At 64.4% G+C, this 19,629-nt stretch carries 16 protein-coding genes; 4 read left to right on the top strand and 12 right to left on the bottom strand.

Going from position 1 to position 19,629, the window contains the following annotated elements; all coding sequences use genetic code 11:
* Positions 1-236: 236 nt before the first annotated feature.
* The 6 genes from AC0J42_RS22390 to puuE all read right to left on the bottom strand — a co-directional run bounded on the left by AC0J42_RS22390 (position 237) and on the right by puuE (position 6,238).
* Positions 237-1,592, bottom strand: a complete 1,356-nt coding sequence (locus tag AC0J42_RS22390; protein WP_473003888.1) for a nucleobase:cation symporter-2 family protein — start codon at positions 1,590-1,592, stop codon at positions 237-239.
* 178 nt (positions 1,593-1,770) lie between these two features.
* Positions 1,771-3,078: a urate hydroxylase PuuD gene (locus AC0J42_RS22385; protein WP_416425935.1), complete on the bottom strand. Its 1,308-nt coding sequence runs from the start codon at positions 3,076-3,078 to the stop codon at positions 1,771-1,773.
* A gap of 48 nt (positions 3,079-3,126) precedes the next feature.
* Complete coding sequence (locus AC0J42_RS22380; protein WP_416425933.1) at positions 3,127-3,630, bottom strand: ureidoglycolate lyase; 504 nt, start codon at positions 3,628-3,630, stop codon at positions 3,127-3,129.
* Between the two features lie 130 nt (positions 3,631-3,760).
* Positions 3,761-4,756 carry an allantoicase gene (alc, locus tag AC0J42_RS22375; protein WP_416425931.1) on the bottom strand — a complete coding sequence of 332 codons (996 nt, stop codon included), beginning with the start codon at positions 4,754-4,756 and terminating at the stop codon, positions 3,761-3,763.
* 40 nt (positions 4,757-4,796) lie between these two features.
* Entirely contained in the window at positions 4,797-5,312 is a 516-nt protein-coding gene (gene uraD, locus AC0J42_RS22370; protein WP_473003885.1) for a 2-oxo-4-hydroxy-4-carboxy-5-ureidoimidazoline decarboxylase, read from the bottom strand.
* Positions 5,309-6,238: an allantoinase PuuE gene (gene puuE / locus AC0J42_RS22365; RefSeq protein ID WP_416425927.1), complete on the bottom strand. Its 930-nt coding sequence runs from the start codon at positions 6,236-6,238 to the stop codon at positions 5,309-5,311. The genes uraD and puuE overlap by 4 nt, the downstream gene beginning before the upstream one ends.
* A gap of 382 nt (positions 6,239-6,620) precedes the next feature.
* Between puuE and uraH the strand changes: the two genes are divergently transcribed.
* Both uraH and AC0J42_RS22355 read left to right on the top strand, forming a co-directional pair.
* Positions 6,621-6,974, top strand: coding sequence for a hydroxyisourate hydrolase (gene uraH / locus AC0J42_RS22360; protein ID WP_416425925.1), 354 nt, complete (start codon positions 6,621-6,623; stop codon positions 6,972-6,974).
* A gap of 853 nt (positions 6,975-7,827) precedes the next feature.
* The gene (locus AC0J42_RS22355) at positions 7,828-9,312 is read left to right on the top strand and encodes a YdgA family protein (RefSeq protein ID WP_473003883.1); all 1,485 of its coding nucleotides are present in this window, start codon (positions 7,828-7,830) and stop codon (positions 9,310-9,312) included.
* A 61-nt stretch (positions 9,313-9,373) separates the two neighbouring features.
* On the opposite strand, the gene AC0J42_RS22350 is transcribed toward AC0J42_RS22355, so the two are convergent.
* Both AC0J42_RS22350 and AC0J42_RS22345 read right to left on the bottom strand, forming a co-directional pair.
* The gene (locus AC0J42_RS22350; RefSeq protein ID WP_473003880.1) at positions 9,374-10,003 is read right to left on the bottom strand and encodes a LysE family translocator; all 630 of its coding nucleotides are present in this window, start codon (positions 10,001-10,003) and stop codon (positions 9,374-9,376) included.
* 149 nt (positions 10,004-10,152) lie between these two features.
* On the bottom strand, positions 10,153-11,502 hold the full coding sequence (locus AC0J42_RS22345; RefSeq protein WP_473003878.1) for an NCS2 family permease: 1,350 nt from the start codon (positions 11,500-11,502) through the stop codon (positions 10,153-10,155).
* A gap of 320 nt (positions 11,503-11,822) precedes the next feature.
* Here AC0J42_RS22345 and AC0J42_RS22340 point away from each other — a divergent pair, with 320 nt between their 5' ends.
* Complete coding sequence (locus AC0J42_RS22340; protein WP_027981576.1) at positions 11,823-12,575, top strand: GntR family transcriptional regulator; 753 nt, start codon at positions 11,823-11,825, stop codon at positions 12,573-12,575.
* A gap of 67 nt (positions 12,576-12,642) precedes the next feature.
* Here AC0J42_RS22340 and guaD read toward each other — a convergent pair whose 3' ends face one another.
* The 4 genes from guaD to xdhA all read right to left on the bottom strand — a co-directional run bounded on the left by guaD (position 12,643) and on the right by xdhA (position 18,722).
* Positions 12,643-13,947, bottom strand: coding sequence for a guanine deaminase (gene guaD / locus AC0J42_RS22335; RefSeq protein WP_473003875.1), 1,305 nt, complete (start codon positions 13,945-13,947; stop codon positions 12,643-12,645).
* A 13-nt stretch (positions 13,948-13,960) separates the two neighbouring features.
* Complete coding sequence (gene xdhC / locus AC0J42_RS22330; protein ID WP_473003872.1) at positions 13,961-14,797, bottom strand: xanthine dehydrogenase accessory protein XdhC; 837 nt, start codon at positions 14,795-14,797, stop codon at positions 13,961-13,963.
* A 96-nt stretch (positions 14,798-14,893) separates the two neighbouring features.
* Positions 14,894-17,290 (bottom strand): xanthine dehydrogenase molybdopterin binding subunit, encoded by a 2,397-nt coding sequence (gene xdhB / locus AC0J42_RS22325; RefSeq protein ID WP_473003870.1) that lies wholly within the window; start codon positions 17,288-17,290, stop codon positions 14,894-14,896.
* Complete coding sequence (xdhA, locus tag AC0J42_RS22320) at positions 17,283-18,722, bottom strand: xanthine dehydrogenase small subunit (RefSeq protein ID WP_473003868.1); 1,440 nt, start codon at positions 18,720-18,722, stop codon at positions 17,283-17,285. Before xdhA ends, xdhB begins: the two co-directional genes overlap by 8 nt.
* Before the next feature lie 246 nt (positions 18,723-18,968).
* On the opposite strand from xdhA, the gene AC0J42_RS22315 reads away from it, so the two are divergent.
* Complete coding sequence (locus AC0J42_RS22315; protein ID WP_473003866.1) at positions 18,969-19,628, top strand: GntR family transcriptional regulator; 660 nt, start codon at positions 18,969-18,971, stop codon at positions 19,626-19,628.
* Position 19,629 lies beyond the last annotated feature (1 nt).

Below are 19,629 nucleotides of genomic sequence, written 5' to 3'. Positions count from 1 at the left end.
CGTCGGCTGCGGTGAATAGCAGTCGAAAGTGGTTCGATTGGCTGCAAACGGCGACGCGGCAGGGCAGGGGGCCCAGTCTGGTACAAGAGGTCAGCTTTATCGGGGAAAAAATCCCCCCGGTTTTACGCGGGCGCGCAGATTACTGACTCACGCGGCGCGGCTCAAGTGCTCCGTTACAGAGCAGGCCCAGCAAAAGTGGGGCACTCGGTCAGCTTTTCGACCGGCGCCCCCCATGGTCAATGCTGATGCACCGCTCTGGACAGGGCTTCTCGCTCGGCACCACCGAGCACGTTGAACAGCAGGTTGAGCAGCACCGCGCTCAACGTCGCCATGGCGATGCCGCTGTGGGTGATGGGGCCCATCCAGTCCGGCAGCTGGGAGAAGAATTCCGGGCGCACCACCGGGATCAGCCCCATGCCGATGCTCACCGCCACCAGCAACTGGTTGCGACGGTCACCGATGTCGGCTTCCTGGAGGATCTTGATGCCGGTGGCCGCCACCATGCCGAACATGGCAATGGCCGCACCGCCCAGCACCGCAGGCGGAATGGAAGCCACCAGGAACGCCGCCTTGGGCAGCAGGCTGAGGGCGATGAGGAAGCCGCCGGCCACCACCGTCACCGAACGGCAGCGCACGCCGGTCATCTGCACCAGGCCGATGTTCTGGGCGAACGAGGAGTGGGTGAAGGTATTGAAGAAACCGGCCGCGAACGAGGCGGCGGCGTCGCACAGCAAGCCACGACGCAGCATGCCGGGGGTGACCTCGCGGTCGGTGATCTTGCCCAGGGCCAGGAACATGCCGGTGGACTCGACGAAGATGATCACCACCACCAGGCACATGGACAGCACCGGCGCCAGGCTGAAGGTGGGCATGCCGAAGTGCAGCGGCGTGACCACTTGCAGCCAGGGCGCGGTGGCCAGGCCCGAGAGGTCGACCATGCCGATCAGGCCCGAGATGAGGTAGCCCAGCAGCATGCCGATAAGCACGGCGATGTTGACCCAGAAGCCGCTCATGAAGCGATGGATCAGCAGGATGGTGGCCAGCACCAGCCCGGCGACGATCAGGTAGATGGGCGAGCCGAACTGCACCGCCTTGGCGCCACCACCGGCCCAGTTCACCGCCACCGGGAACAGCGACAGGCCGATGGAGGTGATGACGGTGCCGGTGACCAGCGGCGGGAAGAACCGCACGATCTTCGACATGAACGGCGCAATGATCATGCCGAAGAAGCCGGCGGCGATGGTCGCGCCGAAGATGCCCGGCAAGCCCACGCCCTGCATGCCGGCCATGGCCACCATGCTGCCGACCGCGGCGAAGCTGGCGCCCATCATCACCGGCATGCGGATGCCCAGGGCACCGATGCCCAGTGACTGCACCACGGTGGCCACGCCGGCCACCAGCAGGTCGGCGTTGATCAGGAAGGCGATTTCCTCACGGGAAAGGCCGGCGGCCTGTCCGATGATCAGCGGCACCGCGATGGCGCCTCCATACATCAGCAAAACATGTTGCAAACCCACCAGAATCAGTTGCAGCAACGGCAGGGGCTGTCGTGGTGGCGCAGCAGGGATGCGCGCGTGGATTGACTCGGACATGCAACACCTCAAATCTTGTTTTTATTTTTCGGTTAGCAGTACCCGTAGCAGCTGCCCCGTCGATCGCGTCGCCTGTATCGCGGCCAAGGCCGGCTCCTACCACGAACGGCGTAGGAGCCGACCTTGGTCGCGATGCAGGCGACGCGGTGTCAAGGCAGTCGCTGCTACGAACGATCCATCAGTTGGTTTGCGCTCCGTTGGCGATCCACTGGCCCACCAGGTTGCGCTCTTCCTGGGTCATCTGGGTGATGTTGCCCAACGGCATGATCTGGCTGGCCACGGCCTGCGCCTGGATGCGCGGGGCGAGTTGCTGGATCTGCTGCGGGGTGTCGAACATGATCCCCGCAGGCGCCGTGGAGAACAGCGGGCTGGTCGGCTTGGCCGAATGGCACACCGCGCAGCGCTCCTGGATCACCCCGTGAACCTTGTCGAAGTCCGCGCCATTGCTGGCCTGGGCCGGCTGTTCTGCCGGGGCCGGTGCAGCGGCAGGCGTGGCCGGCATTTCATCGGCGCGTTTGCCACCGATGGCAGTGCCCGGCAGCGGCTGGTACTCGATGGCCGGTGCCTTGGCCACGTCGGCACTGTTGCCCATTTGCATGGGGCCGGTGACGAACGCCAGGCAGATCATGCCCAGGGCGCCGGCAGGCAGGGCCCAGGCGAACTTGTGGCTGTTGTGGCGAGTGTTGAAGTAGTGACGCACGACCACGGCCACCACGGCGATGCCGGCCAGGATCAGCCAGTTGTAGTGGCTGCCGTAGGTGCTGGGGAAGTGGTTGCTGATCATGATGAACAGCACGGGCAGGGTGAAGTAGTTGTTGTGGCGCGAACGCAGCAGGCCCTTGGCCGGCAGGGTCGGGTCGGGCGTGCGGTTCTCGGCGATGGCCGCCACCAGCGCGCGCTGGGCGGGCATGATGATGCGGAAGACGTTGCCGACCATGATGGTGCCGATGATGGCGCCGGTGTGCAGGTACGCGCCGCGGCCGCTGAACACCTGGCTGAAGCCGTAGCAGGCGGCAATGATCAGCACGAACAGCACCAGGCCCAGCAGGCCGGGACGCTTGCCCAGGGGCGAGTCGCACAGTTGGTCGTAGATGAACCAGCTGGCGATCAACGCGCCGACGCCGATGGCGATGCCTTCCGGCCCGCTCAGGGTGCTGCCGGGGGCCAGCAGGTAGAGCACGGGGTTGGAGTAGAACACCACGCACAGCAGCACGATGCCCGACATCCAGGTCCAGTAGGCTTCCCATTTGAACCAGTGCAGGTTGTCCGGCATGGTCGGTGGGGCCAGCTTGTATTTTTCCAGGTGGTAGATGCCACCCCCGTGAATGGCCCACAAGTCACCGCTCAGGCCCTCACGCGGGTTGGCGCGATTGAGGTTGTTCTCCAGCCAGACGAAATAGAAGGATGCGCCGATCCAGGCGATCCCCACGATCATGTGAATCCAGCGCACGCCCAGATTCAGCCACTCCATCAGATGTGCTTGCACAGTTCTAACCTCTTGCCGTGCCACTGCGGTGCAATGGCCGGCCTTCTCTTATTGGTGGGGGGCGAGGACCAGCAGCTCGTCCTCATTGAAGAAATGCTCATCGCAGTTATTGCCAGTGCCACTGCGATCAACCACCAGGAAGTCATCCCGCTTTTCGATCGTCAGCACCGGGTGGTGCCAGACGCCGCGATGGTAATTGATGCCCTGCCTGCCATTGGTGATGAAGGCGCGGACCAAGCCTGATACAGGTGCATCGCCAAGTGGCGCGACCACGATCAGAAAGGGGTTGCCCAGCAGCGGCACGAAGGCCTGGCTGCCCAGCGGATGGCGCTCCAACATGCGCACGGTCAACGGCATGTCCAGCACGTCGGCGCGGAAAATGCTGATGATCGCCTTGTCGTCGGGCGTGGCGGTCTCGACCGTGGCCAGACGATGGAAACGCATGGTCGAGCCGTTGTTGATCATGAAGTGGTCGCTGCCGTCGGTTTCGATCACGTCACCGAAGGGGGCGAAGGCTTCTTTTGTCAGGGGCTCGATCACTAGTGTGCGCATTGTGGGTCTTCTGTCTGTTCAGTGATTAATGTGTAACTGGCCCCTGTGGGAGCTGGCTTGCCAGCGAGCTTTTGACGGCCCAACAGCTCGCTGGCAAGCCAGCTCCCACAAAAGCGCATTCAGGCGCTGCTTACTTGGCTACCTTGCCCAGCACGCGCAAGCGGCTCACGCCACCGTCCGGGAACACGTTCAGGCGGATGTGGGTGATAGGGCCCAGGTCCTTGATCTGCTCCTGGAAGCTGTGCTCCTGGTGCATCTGCAGTTTTTGGCTGGGCAGCAGTTCGCGCCAGAACAGGCTCTGGGTCTCGATCTGGCTGTCGGTGCCACCCTTGACGAAGGCGCCCTGGATCGAGCAGCTGTCGGGGTAGTTGCCCTTGAAGTGCAGGGTGTCGACCACTACTTGCTCGACGGTGCCGGCATGGCCCAGGGCGACGATCACCCAGTCATTGCCCGGCGTGCGGCGGCGTGCGGTTTCCCAGCCGTCGCCCATGTTGATGCCGCGGCCCGGGTTGAGGATGTTGCTCATGCGCCCGAAGTGCTCGTCGGAGCAGGCCAGGGCACGGCCGCCGTTGAGGGCGCTGGCCAGGTCGACCTGTTCGTTGTCGCCTACCGCGGACCAGTCGCGGAACGGCACGCCGTACACGCGCAGGCGCGCCACGCCGCCGTCGGGGTAGATGTTGAAGCGCAGGTGGGTGTAGGCCTGGGCATCGCTGATTTCGTGGTAGTGGTGGCTGTTGCCCTGCAGCTCGACGGCTGGCAGCACTTCGGTCCACTGGGTGGCGTCGGTCGGGTCGCCGTCGGCGACGAAGCAGCCTTCCAGCGAGGCCGAGGGCGGGAAGTTGCCGGTGAAGAACGAGGTGTCGATGTCCACGCCTTTGATCGAGCCCGGCACGCCCAGGCGGATCACCGCGCTGTCATAGCCTTCGAAGCGCTTGCGGCGCGATTCCCAGCCGTCCATCCATTTGCCGTTGTCGTCGAACACGCCTTCCTTCCACACCGCTGGGGTGGGCTGGAACAGGCGGTTGACGTCGGCGAACCAGTCGTCGGTGACCGAGATGGCCTTGGTGCCCAGGCGCGCGTCGGCCAGGTTGACGAACTTCTCGAAGGGTACGGCGTATGCTTTCATTTTTTCTTGTCTGCCTTGAATGGGGGCTGGAGGGGGCGAGTTACAGGCCTTGCAAGCGGAACAGGGCAATCTTGTTGATCTGCGCCAGGGCTTCCTTGAACTCGGCCTCGGCCGAGTTGTGGATGCGCACTTCGAACGCGGCGAGGATCTGGTGCCGGTTGCTGCCTTTCACTGCCATGATGAAGGGGAACTTGAACTTGGCCTTGTAGGCGTCGTTCAACTCCGTGAAGCGCTGGAACTCTTCGGTGGTGCATTGGTGAATACCGGCGCCAGCCTGTTCGTTGGTGCTGGCTTCGGTCAGTTCGCCCTGGACGGCAGCCTTGCCGGCCAGGTCGGGGTGCGCGTTGATCAGTGCCAGTTGGCGTTGGTGATCGGCGCTCAACAGGATGTCGCTCATGCGCTGGTGCAGGGTTTCGACCTGGTCCAGCTCGGGGCCCTGGCCCAGGTCGTAGGCTTTTTCAGCGACCCATGGCGAGTGTTCGTAGATGTCGGCGAAGGCGGCGACGAAGGCGTCGCGGCCCAGGGCCGATGGCTTCAGGGAGTGGAAGGCGGTCATTGCGCAGCCTCGGGCGTGTAGGGATGGGTTTCGTGCCAGTGGCGGGCAATGTCGACGCGGCGGGCGAACCACACCTGCTCGTGGCCCTTCACGTAGTCAATGAAACGCATCAGCGAGGCCAGGCGCGCCGGGCGGCCGATCAGCCGGCAGTGCAGGCCGATGGAGAGCATCTTCGGCGCCTCGGCACCCTCGGCGTACAGCACGTCGAAGGCGTCCTTCAGGTATTCGAAGAAATCGTCGCCCTTGTTGAAGCCCTGCACCTGGGTGAAGCGCATGTCGTTGGTGTCCAGGGTGTAGGGGATCACCAGGTGCGGCTTGCCGGTGGGGTTGTTGCGCTCCCAGTAGGGCAGGTCGTCGTCGTAGGTGTCGGAGTCGTAGAGGAAGCCACCTTCCTCCATCACCAGGCGGCGGGTGTTGGGGCCGGTGCGGCCGGTGTACCAGCCCAGCGGGCGCTCGCCGCTGATTTCGGTGAGGATGCGGATCGCTTCGAGCATGTGCTCGCGTTCCTGGTTCTCATCCATGTACTGGTAGTCGATCCAGCGGTAGCCGTGGCTGCAGATCTCGTGGCCGGCATCGACCATGGCGCGGATCACGTCGGGGTGGCGCTGGGCGGCCATGGCCACGGCGAAGATGGTCAGCGGGATGCCCGCTTCCTTGAACACCTTGAGGGTGCGCCACACGCCGGCACGGCTGCCATACTCGTACAGCGACTCCATGCTCATGTTGCGCTCGCCCTGCAGCGGCTGGGCGGCCACCATTTCGGACAGGAAGGCTTCGGATTCCTTGTCGCCGTGGAGGATGTTGCGCTCGCCACCTTCCTCGTAATTGAGCACGAACGACAGGGCAATGCGCGCATTGCCAGGCCAGCGAGGGTGGGGCGGGTTGGGGCCGTAACCGATCAGGTCGCGTGGGTAATCAGCGCTCACTGCTTGCATCCTTCTTCGCGTCATTAGGGTGGCGGGTGGCCCCGATGAGGTTGGCGACCCGGCGATGGATTGATTGTATACAACTTTATCCGTGATTTGTAAGCCTGTTTTTTGCCAATCATCGCCTTGGAGGGTCAATTTCTTTCCTTGCAAAATACTTGCCCGACTGGTCAGGTATTCGACCGGGCGGTCACGTAGCGCATGTGTTACCGGGCTTGTCTCCGGTTTTAGGGGGTGGGCTGGGGCTGCCGAAAAAAGGTCGCAAATATTGTGTACAATTTTATTTGAAAGTGTCTTAATGTCGTTGTGTTGGATGCCCAGGGCGCCCTCAAAGGGTGCATGGGCCTTCGGATAACCGGATGAAAATGAGGCACGAGACGCAATGGGACGTTTGACTACGCATGTGCTGGACGCCGCCCACGGCTGCCCCGGCAGCTCGATCAAGGTCGAGCTTTATCGCGTCGAGGGCCAGCAGCTGGAGTTGGTGGCCCAGGCACTGACCAACAGTGATGGCCGTTGTGACGCACCGCTGTTACAGGGTGATGACTACCGCAGCGGCGTGTACCAGCTGCAATTCGCCGCCGGCGACTACTACCGCGCCCGTGGCGTGGCCATGGCCGACCCGGCGTTCCTCGACGTGGTGGTGCTGCGGTTCGGCATCAGCGCCGAGCAGGATCACTACCACGTGCCGTTGCTGCTCTCGCCTTACAGCTATTCGACTTACCGCGGCAGCTGAGCTGCGCGCGCTCCTTCGTTGGTACCTCTTGCCCGCCCACACTGCGGGCTTTTTTTTGCGTATTTAGCACCACCGCAAGCTGCGCTGCCGTTGATCTTGATCCCGTGAGGCCCTTGATCTTGATTGTGTGCCCCATAAAGCGCCAGGGCCGACTGGAGGCGTTGGCCAAGCGGTCCCTGGCGTAGCCGGGGAAGACGGAACCGGAGGCGCTTCTATTCCGGGCCGTCGGCCGCTTGGGCGACGCCGGAGGGAGGGGACCCGCAGCGAAGCGGAGGGACCAAGCAGGGGCAAGCCTTTTTTGCTTACTTTTTGTGGCGTTTGACAAAAAGTGAGCCGCCGTAAGGGCGGAAAGGTGACTGTGCATCGCTTCGGTAATGGATATGTTCATGACCTTTGAATCTCGCTTCTGAAGGTTTTGGGCATATCCATTTTCGCGGTGCGGCCACCGACCGTTTCGCCCTTACGGCGACTCACTTTTTTTCAAACGCCAAAAAAAGTAAGCAAAAAACGCTTGCCCCTGCTTGGGCCCTCCGCTGCGCTACGGGTCCCCTCCTTCCGGCGCCGCTCAACGGGCAGACGGCACCCGCTATAGAAGCCTGCGGGTTACCGTCTCTTCGGCCTGCGGCCTCGGCCCTTCGGGCAGCCCGTTGAGCGACGCCTCCAGTCGGCCCGGGCGCTTTACGGGGCATACAATCAAGATCAACAGCCAGATCAAGATCAACGGCCAGATCACAAGCAAACCCCACGCCGCAATGGTGGGGCGGGGGAGCTTTTTTTGCCTGGCGGCAGCACCTTTCGCGCTACTATCGAGTCGATACCTCCACCCACCGAATGGAACTCGTCGAGTCGATTTATGAAAAAAGCAGTAGGTATAGCAGCCGGTGTCATCATTGCCGCCGGCGTCGTGGCCACGGCCGGGGCCTGGTACACGGGCACGCGTCTTGAGGGCGTGCTGCAGGACGCCATCGCCCAGGCCAACACGCAGATGGCCCAGTCGGGCCGCAACGCCGACGGCAGCCCGCAGTTCAGCGCCGAGCTGGTGTCGCTGGACCGCCATCTGTTCAGCAGCACCGCCCACTACCGCCTGAACGTGCAACTGCCCCACGCCCAGCCAGCGCATTTCCTCCTGGTGGACCATATCGAGCACGGCCCGCTGCCGCTGTCGCGCCTGCTGACCCTGCGCCTGGCGCCGGTGATGGCCGCCAGCAACACCGAGCTGGAAAACAGCCCCGACTCGGCCAAGTGGTTCGCCATGAACAACGGCCAGGCGCCGGTCAAGGGCCACTCGGTCATCCACTATGGGCTGAGCAGCGAGACCACTTTCGACTTCCTGCCCCTGGAGTCCAAGGAACCGGGCAAGACCCTGAAGTTCTCGGGCTTTACCTTGACCGTCAGCGGCACTGCCGATGCCCACAAATATGAGCTGACGGGCAACATGGATAGCCTTTCCGTCGACGTTGCCGGCGAGAACGGCCCGGTGCATGCCGACGCCAAGGGCCTGACCATTTACAGCGGCGGCACCAAGGGCGAGTCCGGGTTCTACCTGGGCCACACCGAGCTCAAGCTGGCCAGCGCCAACGTGCAGACGCCCAACGCGCCGGCCGTGGCGGTGACTGGTTTCAGCGGCAGCGGCCTGATGCAGGAGGTTGAAGGCAAGCTGGCCGCCGAGGCCACCTACGAGATCGCCTCCATCACCGTCGGCAACCAGCCGATTGGTGCGGCGCAGATGGTCTGGAAGCTGAATAATTTCGACATCCCGGCCAGCAAGTCGCTGTATGCGCTGTATGTCGCCAAGATCGCTCCGCAACAACAGGCTGCCGCAGCTGCCGGCGTGCCCCTGGCGCTGAAGCTGAGCGCTGCCGACCAGCAGCAGTTGAACACCGACCTGCTGGCGCTGCTGGCGGCCAAGCCGCACATCGAGCTGGAAAAACTATCGCTGAAGACCGCCAACGGTGAAAGCCAGGCTAACCTTGTGGTCGACCTGGCGAACCCGGGCACCCTGGACCAGCCGTCCGAAGGCCTGGGCAAGAAGGTGGTCGGCCTGCTGGACGCCAACGTCACCCTGTCCAAGCCCATGCTGATGGACCTGGCCAGCGCCCAGGCGCACCTGCAGGGCCAGACCGACAAGGACGCGGTGGCGTTGCAGGCCAAGAACGTCAGCGATTCCATCAGCGGCATGGCAGTGATGAGCCAGCTGGGCAAGGTCGAGGGTGACAACGTCACCAGCCGCCTGCACTACGCCGACGGCATGGTGACCTTCAACGGCCAGAAGATGACCGTGGAGCAGTTCGCCGGCTTCATCGGCAACCTGCTGGGGCAGCAGCAAGCGCAACGCTGACATCCCGGGACGCGGCCTGGCGGCCGCTGCTACAGGTGTGCGTAGCAGCGGCCGCGTCGCTTCAGCCTCGGCTGAGCAGCGCCGCCGTCCCCGCACCCCCGAACAACGCCGCGCTGACGCGGTTGAACCAGCTCTGCCCGCGGCCACTGCGCAGGTAGCGCGCCGCGCCGTGGGCACCCAGGCCGTAACCCAGCTTGCACAGCAGGTCGAGCACCGCCCAGGTGGCGATCATGATGCCCAGTTGCGCCGCCAGCGAGTGCTCGGCGTTGAGGAACTGCGGCAGGAAGGCGGCGAAGAACAGGATGTCCTTGGGGTTGCTGGCGCCCAGCGCGAACGCGCGCCAGAACAGCGCGCCAAAGCGTGGCGCGGGCAGGGCAGCGGGCACCTCGGCGGCGCTGGGCGCGCGGCGCGACTGCTGCCAGCTTTGCCAGGCGAGGTAGAACAGGTACAGCGCGCCGACGATCTTCAGCGCGCTGAACACCTGCTCCGAAGCCATCAGCAACGCCCCCAGGCCCAGCGCCGAGGCGCTGAGCAGGCAGATGGAAGCACTCACGCCACCCAGGAACGCCGGGTAGGAGCGACGCAGGCCATAGTTCAGGCTGTTGCCAATCATCAGCAGCGACAAAGGGCCGGGGATGACGATCACCACCAGCGCCGCGGCGCTGAACAACAGCCAGGTTTCCACACTCATTGTTTTTCTCCTTGGATAAGGCCTTCGCACAAATCCGTAGCCGCTGCCGCAGGCTGCGCTGGCCCTCTGCTACGCCGCAAATCTACAGCGTACTCAAGGGCCAGCGCAGCCTGTCGGCAGCGGCTACGGGCGGCGGTGAAGCCGAAATATTACAAGAACACAAACTTGGCGATGAATATCGCACACAGCACCCACAGGCTCACCGAGATATCGCGGTGCTTGCCGGTGCCTGCCTTCAAGGCCACGTAGGTGATGAAGCCCAGGGCAATGCCGTCCGCCACCGAGAAGGTCAGTGGCATCATGATCAGGGTGACGATGGCCGGAATGCTGTCGGTGGCCTCGTCCCAGTTGATGTGGGCCATGCCGCCCATCATCAGCATGGCCACGTAGATCAGCGCGCCGGCGGTAGCATAAGCCGGAATCATGCCAGCCAGCGGCGCGAAGAACATCGCTGCGACGAACAGCAGGCCCACGGTGACTGCCGTCAGCCCGGTGCGGCCACCGGCGGCCACGCCCGCGGCACTTTCCACGTAGCTGGTCACCGGCGGCACGCCGACCATGGCGCCGAACACGCTGGAGGCGCTGTCGGCCTTCAGGGCGCGGGAGAGGTTTTCGATGCGGCCCTCGGCGTTCACCAGGTTGGCGCGCTGGGCCACGCCCATCAGCGTGCCGGCGGTGTCGAACATGTGCACGAACAGGAAGGCCAGCACCACGCTGATCATGCTGACGTTGAACACCCCGGCCACGTCCATGGCCATCCAGGTGGGCGCCAGGCTGGGCGGCAGCGAGAACACCCCGCCGTATTGCACGATGCCCAGGCCCCAGCCGATCAGGGTGACGCTGACGATGCTGATGAGGATGGCGCCGAACACCCGGTGGTAGCTGAGCACGGCAATCATCAGGAAGCACAGCGCGGTCAGCAGGGGCCCGGCCTCATGCAGCGAGCCGAGCTTGATCAGAGTGGCCGGGCTGGCGACGATAATGCCCGAGGTCTTCAGGCCGATGACGCCCAGGAATAGCCCCACGCCGGCACCCATGGCGTGGCGCAGGCTGACCGGGATGCTGTTGAGCAGCCACTCGCGCACCCGCGACAGGGTCAGCACCATGAACAGTACGCCGGAGATGAACACCGCGCCCAGGGCGGTCTGCCACGAGTAGCCCATGGTGCCGACCACGGTGTAGGTAAAGAACGCGTTCAGGCCCATGCCCGGCGCCAGGCCCACCGGCCAGTTGGCGTACAGGCCCATCAGCAGGCAGCCCAGGGCGGCGGCGATGCAGGTGGCGACGAATGCCGCGCCATGGTCGATGCCGGCGTCGGCCATGATGTTGGGGTTGACGAAGATGATGTAGGCCATGGTAATGAAGGTGGTGAGGCCGGCGATCAGTTCGGTGCGCACCGTGGTGCCATGCACACTCAGCTTGAACAGGCGTTCCAGCAGGCCGCGCCGCAGGGGCGGGGCCAGGTCCAGGGGGGCGGCTTCGGATTTATTGCTTTCCACAGCGAGTTACTCCTCAAGGCTTTTGTTGTTTTCCGAAGCCGTGCGCACCTGCGCGCGGCCCCGTGAGGCAGGTAAAGGTGGTGGTGCCGGCGACCCGTTATTATTTGACCTCTGGGTCAGGAAAGTCGCTCGAGGGGATTATGCGTTTGTATACAAATAATGCAAATAATGTTTTTGATTTTGTGCGCAGTTTATTTGCCGATCGCGCTATATGGCCGCTGCCAGTGGTTGCCAAGTGCCGCTATGCTTGAACTGACACAAGCCCGTGGCCCTGTGTACAATGGGCCTTACTGCCGCAAAACCTTCACCTTCGAGTGCCCATGAACGAACAGCTGCAACCTCTCAAGAAACCTACGCGCGCGGCCAAGGCCGGGCGCCTCGGCACCCAGGACGACATCGTCTACGCCCATATTTTCGAGGCCATTCTCGAACAGCGCCTGGCGCCCGGGACCAAATTGAGCGAGGAAGCGCTGGGTGAGATCTTCGGCGTCAGCCGCACCATCATTCGCCGCGCGCTGTCGCGCCTGGCCCATGAAGGCGTGGTGCTGTTGCGCCCCAACCGCGGCGCGGTCGTGGCCAGCCCCAGCGTGGAAGAGGCGCGGCAGGTATTCTTCGCCCGCCGCATGGTAGAGCGCGCCATCACCGAGCTTGCAGTGGAGCACGCCACGGCCGAGCAACTGGCCGAGCTGCGGCAGATGGTGCTGGATGAGCGCGACAGCTTCTCGCGCGGCGACCGTGGCGCCGGCATTCGCCTGTCGGGGGAATTCCACCTGAAGCTGGCCGAGGCGGCGAAAAACGCGCCGCTGATCAGCTTCCAGCGCAGCCTGGTGTCGCAGACCTCGCTGATCATCGCCCAGTACGAAAGCGGCAACCGCTCGCACTGCTCCTACGATGAACACACCCAGCTGATCGACGCCATCGAGGCCCGCGACGCGGCCCTGGCGGTGGACCTGATGATGCACCACATGGACCACATCGACAGCAAGCTGAACCTGGACGAGGAAAGCGCCTCGGACGACTTGCACGCGGTGTTCTCGCACCTGTTGCAGGGCAAGAAGGGCGGCAAGGGCTGAAATAGCGGACGCGGCCTGTAGCCGCTGCTACAGGGGGTGTAGCAGCGGCCGCAGGCCGCGTCCGGGTTTAACGCTGATGCACCTTGCGCCCCGCCGCATAGGTCTGCTGCACGGTGCGATCATCCCCCAGCGTAGTCAGCACGAACAACGTCTCTTCAATGCTCTTGGACTGCTGGATGCGGTAGCCCAGCAGCGGCGTGGCGTTGTAGTCCAGCACCACGAAGTCGGCGTCGCTGCCCGGCTGCAGGTTGCCTACCTTATCTTCCAGGCGCAGCGCCCGGGCGCCGCCGAGGGTGGCCAGGTACAGTGACTTGAACGGGCTCAGGCGCGCGCCCTGCAGCTGCATCACCTTGTAGGCTTCATTCAGCGTCTGCAGCAGCGAGAAGCTGGTGCCGCCGCCCACGTCCGTGCCCAGGCCGACGTTGAGCTTGTGCTTCTCGGCCTGGGGCAGGTTGAACAGGCCGCTGCCCAGGAACAGGTTCGAGGTGGGGCAGAAGGCAATCGCCGAGCCGGTCTCGGCCAGGCGCGCGCATTCCTCGTCGCACAGGTGCACGCCGTGGGCGAACACCGAGCGCTCGCCCAGCAGCTGGTAGTGGTCGTACACGTCCAGGTAGCCCTTGTGCTCGGGGAACAGCGCCTTCACCCACTCGATCTCCTTGAGGTTCTCGCTGATGTGGGTCTGCATGTAGACGTTCGGGTATTCCTTGAGCAGCTGGCCGGCCACGGTCAGTTGCTCGGGGGTGCTGGTGGGCGCGAAGCGCGGGGTGACCGCGTAGTGCAGGCGGCCCTTGCCGTGCCAGCGCTCGATCAGCGCCTTGCTGTCGGCGTAGCTGCTTTCGGCGGTGTCCACCAGGTAGTCCGGGGCATTGCGGTCCATCATCACCTTGCCGGCGATCATGCGCAGGTCGAGCTTTTCGGCCGCCTCGAAGAAGGCGTTCACCGACTCGGGGTGCACGCTGCCGAACACCAGCGCGGTGGTGGTGCCGTTGCGCAGCAGTTCCTTGATGAAGATGTCCGCCACTTCGTCGGCGTGGGCCTTGTCGGCGAACTGGCTCTCGAACGGGAAGGTGTAGGTGTTCAGCCAGTCCAGCAACTGCTCGCCGTAGGAGGCGATCATGCCGGTCTGCGGCAGGTGGATGTGGGTGTCGATGAAGCCGGGGGTAATCAGCGCGTCGGGGAAGTGCTCGATGGCAACGTCCGCCGGCAGGCTCGGCAGCAGCGCCTCGGCGTGGCCGACGGCGGCGATTACGCCGTTCTCCACCACCAGCAGGCCGTCGGCGAAGTATTCATAAGAGGCGTCGATGCCTACTTCGGCGGGGTCGCCGATGCTGTGCAGGATGGCGGCGCGGTAGGCTTTGCGGGTCAGGCTCATGGGTATCAATGTCTCAGGCTTGGCTGCGTCGCGAGTGCGGCAGCAGTTGGGCAATGGGTTCGGCACCGGCAGTCGCCAGGCCGAAGTTGGCGTTGTAGGTGGCGATGATTTCGGCGGCCACGGACACGGCGATTTCAATCGGCAATTTGCCTTTGACGTCGGCCAGGCCCATGGGGCACCTCATGCGTTGCACAACCTGGGGGTCGAAGCCACGGTCGCGCAGGCGGTGTTCGAATTTCACCCGCTTGGTCTTCGAACCGATCAGGCCGAACCAGGTGAAATCGTTGCGCTTGAGGATAGCCGCGGTCAGCTCCAGGTCGAGCTGGTGGTTGTGGGTCATGACGATGCAGTAGCTGCCCGGCGGCAGGTTGTCGACTTCGTCCACCGGTTCTTCGTTGACGATCTTGCGCACTCCCTCGGGGAGCTGCGCGGGGAATTCCTGCTCGCGCGAGTCGATCCAGGTGACGCGGCAGGGCAGGGCGGCCAGCAGCGGCACCAGCGCGCGGCCGACGTGGCCGGCGCCGAACACCGCAATGCGCGCCTGCACCTGGCCCATGGGCTCGAACAGCAGCACGGTGACGCCGCCGCAGCACTGGCCCAGGCTGGCGCCCAGGCTGAAGCGCTCCAGGTGCGTGCCCTGGCGGCCGTTGGCGAGCATCTCGCGGGCGATGTGCATGGCCTTGTATTCCAGGTGCCCGCCCCCGATGGTGTCATACAGCTGGGTGGCGCTGACCACCATTTTCGAGCCGGCGTTGCGCGGGGTGGAGCCCTGCTCCTCGATGATGGTGACGAGCACGCAGGGTTCGCCCTGCTGCTGCAGCTCGGCGAGAGCGCTGATCCAGTTATTCATGCACATACCCTCCGTAGCAGCGGCCGCAGGCCGCGTCATGGACGCCGCAATTTAAGGGGTGAATTCGACGCAGCCTGGCGGCAGCTGCTACGGGGGTCATGAGGTGACCTCCTCGGTGATGGGGGTGGCGCTGGCGGCCATGGCCTTACGCATCTGCTCGCACCCCCACAACACCCGCTCCGGCGTGGCCGGGGCGTCGATGTTGGGCTGCACCTTGTAATCCGCCAGGCTGGCTACCGCATCCTTGATCGCGCACCAGGCGGCGATGCCGAGCATGAACGGCGGCTCGCCCACGGCCTTGGAGTGGAACACCGTGTCTTCGGGGTTCTTGCGGTTTTCCACCAGCTTCACCCGCAGGTCGGCCGGCATGTCGGCCACCGCCGGGATCTTGTAGCTGGCCGGGCCGTTGGTCACCAGCTTGCCCTTGGCGTTCCACACCAACTCTTCGGTGGTCAGCCAACCCATGCCCTGGATATAGCCGCCTTCCACCTGGCCAATGTCGATGGCCGGGTTCAGCGAGGCGCCCACGTCGTGCAGGATGTCGGTGCGCAGCATCTTGTACTCGCCGGTCAGGGTGTCGACCACCACCTCGGCGCAGGCGGCGCCGAAGGCGAAGTAGTAGAACGGCCGGCCGCGCGCCTGGCTGCGGTCGTAGAAAATCTTCGGGGTCTTGTAGTAGCCGGTGCTGGACAGCGACACCTGGCCCATCCACGCCTGCACGATCAGGTCGGCGAACGGCATCACCAGTTCGCGCACGCGCACGTGGCCGTTGCGGAATTCGACGTCTTCCTCGCTGACCGCGTACTTGCGCGCGGCAAACTCCACCAGGCGCTGCTTGATGGTCTCGGCAGCGTTCTGCGCGGCCTTGCCGTTCAGGTCGGCGCCGCTGGAGGCGGCCGTCGGCGAGGTGTTGGGCACTTTGTCGGTGTTGGTGGCGGTGATCTGGATGCGGCCGATGTCCACCTGGAACACCTCGGCCACCACCTGCGCGACCTTGGTGTTGAGCCCCTGGCCCATCTCGGTGCCGCCGTGATTGAGGTGGATGCTGCCGTCGGTGTAGATGTGGATCAGCGCGCCTGCCTGGTTGAGGAAGCTGGCGGTGAACGAGATACCGAATTTCACCGGGGTCAGCGCCAGGCCTTTCTTCAGCACCGGGCTGTGGGCGTTGAAGCGGCGGATGGATTCGCGGCGCTCCTGGTATTCGCTGCTCGCTTCAAGGTCAGCAGTCATTTCCTCCAGCAGGTTGTGCTCCACCGTCTGGTAGTAGTGGGTGACGTTGCGCTCGGTCTTGCCGTAGTAGTTGGCCTTGCGCACGGCCAGCGGGTCCAGCGCCAGGTGGCGGGCGATGCGGTCCATCACCTCCTCGATGGCGACCATGCCCTGGGGGCCGCCGAAACCGCGGTAGGCGGTGTTGGAGGCGGTGTTGGTCTTGCAGCGGTGGCCGTTGATGGTGGCGTCGCCCAGGTAATACGAATTGTCGGCATGGAACATGGCGCGGTCGACGATGGACGCCGACAGGTCCGGCGAGTAGCCGCAGTTGCCGGCCAGGTCCATGTTGATGCCGTGCAGGCGGCCGCTGTCGTCGAAGCCTACGTCGTATTCGACGTAGAAGGGGTGGCGCTTGCCGGTCATGGACATGTCTTCCACCCGTGGCAGGCGCATCTTTGTCGGCTGGCCGGTCAGGTGCGCGATCACCGCGCACAGGCACGCCGGGCTGGCCGCCTGGGTTTCCTTGCCGCCGAAGCCGCCGCCCATGCGGCGCATGTCGACGACGATCTTGTTCATCGACACGTCCAGCACCTCGGCCACCAGCTTCTGCACCTCGGTGGGGTTCTGGGTGGAGCAGTAGACGATCATGCCGCCGTCCTCGGTGGGCATCACCGAGGAAATCTGCGTTTCCAGGTAGAAGTGCTCCTGGCCGCCGATGTGCAGGGTGCCTTGCAGGCGGTGCGGGGCGCTGGCCAGGGCGGTGTCGGCGTCGCCACGCTTGTGGGTGTGGCTGTCGAGCACGTAATGCTGCTTGCGGAAGGCCTCGACCACGTCGAGCACCGGTTCCAGGTCTTCGTATTCGATAATCGCGGCCATGGCCGCCTTGCGCGCGGTCTCCAGGTCGCGCGCGGCCACCGCCACCACCGGTTGGCCGACGAACTCCACCAGGTCGATGGCCAGCAGCGGGTCGCCGGGCAGCAGCGGGCCGATGTCCTTCAGGCCCGGGATGTCTTCGTGGGTAATGGCAATGCGCACGCCGGGGAAGGCGTAGCAGGGCGTGGTGTCGATCTTCACCACCCGCGCGTGGGCGCGGTCCGACAGCCGTGCGTACACGTGCAGCTGGTTGGGAAATTCCAGGCGGTCGTCGATGTACTGCGCCTCGCCGGAAACATGCTTGTCGGCGCTGTCGTGCTTGACGCTGCGGCCCACGCCAGTGGTCAGGCCCTGGGCAAAGCGTTCGGCCAGTTGCGCCTGGGTGAGGGTTTCGCCGTGATGGTTAGACATAAGCGGTCACCCGGGTCTCGATGTAAGGCGATTGCTGCTCGATGAAGTACTTGCGCAGCAGGTTCTGGGCGGCCAGCAGGCGGTATTCCTTGCTGGCGCGGAAGTCGGACAGCGGCGTGAAGTCCTCGGCCAGGGCGGCGCAGGCGGCTTCCAGCGTGGCGTTGTTGAACACCTTGCCCAGCAACGCGGCTTCGCAGGCCTGGGCGCGCTTGGGAATGGCGGCCATGCCACCGAAGGCGGCGCGCACGTCGGTGACCACGCCGTCTTCCAACGCCAGGTTGAAGGCGGCGCACACGGCGGAGATGTCATCGTCCAGGCGTTTCGACACTTTATAGGCGCGGAAGCTGCGCCCGGCCTGGGCGCGGGGCACGATGATCTTCTCGATGAACTCGCTTTCCTGGCGCGCGGTGATGCGGTAGTCGATGAAGTAGTCTTCCAGCGCCAGGGTGCGCGTGGCGTTGCCCTTGCGCAGCACGATCTGCGCGCCCAGGGCAATCAGCAGGGGCGGGCTGTCGCCGATGGGCGAGGCGTTGCCGATGTTGCCACCCAGGGTGCCCTGGTTGCGGATCTGCAGGCTGGCGAAACGGTGCAGCAGTTCGCCAAAGTCCGGGTATTCGGCGCTCAGTGCGTCGTAGCAGTCGGTGAGTGGCGTGGCAGCGCCGATCTCCAGGCGGTCGTCGAAGTGCTCGATGCGCTTCATTTCGGCGACGTTGCCCACGTAGATCATCACCGGCAGGGTGCGGTGGAACTGCGTCACTTCCAGCGCCAGGTCGGTGCCGCCGGCCAGCAGCCGTGCCTCGGGGTGCGAGCCATACAGGTCGGCCAGGTCGGCGACGGTCAGTGGCACCAGGCAGCGCTTGTCGCCGCTGTTCAGTTCACCCGTCTCGGTGGGGGCGATGGCCTTGAGGCGGGCGATGGTCTCGGCCTCGGCGGCGTCGAACTGGTCCGGTGCCTGCTGGCAGCAGGCCTGTTCGGCAGCGGCCAGGATAGGGCGGTAGCCGGTGCAGCGGCAGAGGTTGCCGGCCAGGGCCTCGTGGGCCTTGTGGGAGTCGGATTCGGCGCTGTTCTTCTGCAGGGCGAACAGCGACATCACGAAGCCCGGGGTGCAGAAGCCGCACTGCGAGCCGTGGCAGTCGACCATGGCCTGCTGCACGCTGTGCAACTGGCCCTTGTGCTTGAGGTCTTCGACGCAGATCAGCTGTTTGCCGTGCAGCGACGAGACAAAGGTGAGGCACGAGTTCAGGCTGCGGTAGCGCAAGGCCTCGCCTTCCAGTTCCGCCACCACCACGGTGCAGGCGCCGCAGTCGCCGCTGGCGCAGCCCTCCTTGGTGCCGGGCTTTTTCAGGTGCGTGCGCAGGTATTCCAGCACGGTGAGGTTGGGGTCCAGGGCGTGTTCACTGCGCAATTCCCTGTTGAGTAGAAACTGGATCACGGAAGGCCTCGCTGACACATTTATTGTTGTTGACCGATAGCATTGAATTTAGCAGTTCTGACTTTGCGGTCAACAGTTTTCTGACTCAAAAGTCAGGATTTCTGGCGAATGGAAATCTCGCCTGCAGGCAACATTTGATTTATTTGCTTATTCCATGCCAAAAGGCCATATCGCCCTCTGCGTTTCCGGGGGGCAAGTGCGCTACACTTCGCCGCTTGCCACGTTTGAAGAGTTTGAAGGACAACCATGACGTTCAAGGCGCCGGACAGCCTCTCCGAGCAAATCGCCGATTACCTGGCCGAACGCATCATCCAGGGCGAACTTGCGCCCGGTGAGCGCATTCAGGAACAGAAGGTCACGGCGGCGCTCAATGTCAGCCGCGGCTCGGTGCGCGAAGCGCTGCTGATCCTGGAGCGGCGCCATCTGATCGCCATCCTGCCGCGTCGCGGTGCACACGTGACCGAACTCAGCGCCCATAAGGTGCAGAGCCTGTGCGCCTTGATGAGCGAGATGTACATCCTGCTCGGCAACGCCGTGGCCCAGCGCTGGCAGGGCCCGGCCGAGCTCGAGCCGTTCGTGGCCATCCAGCAGCGCCTCACCGCCAGCCTCGAGCGCCAGGACATCAAGGCCTTCGTCGAGGACAGCTTCAACGTGATGCGCGCTGCCTACCCGTTCGCCGACAACCCCTACCTGCAGGAAACCGTCGAGAACCTGCAGCCGGCCATGAGCCGCACCTATTACCTGGCGCTGGAACAGCGCAAGGCCACCATGGGCGACTACCTGGCGCTGTTCGACAGCCTGCTGGATGCCGTGGTGGCCCGCGACCTGGCGCGCATCCGCACGGTGCTGGGCGACTACACCCAGCGCAGTTGCCAGTTGGTGCTGGCCGCCCTGGCGAACCGCTGAC

The organism is Pseudomonas sp. Tav-5-1A (assembly GCF_055755055.1).
This window is presented reverse-complemented; position numbering and strand designations above follow the sequence as displayed.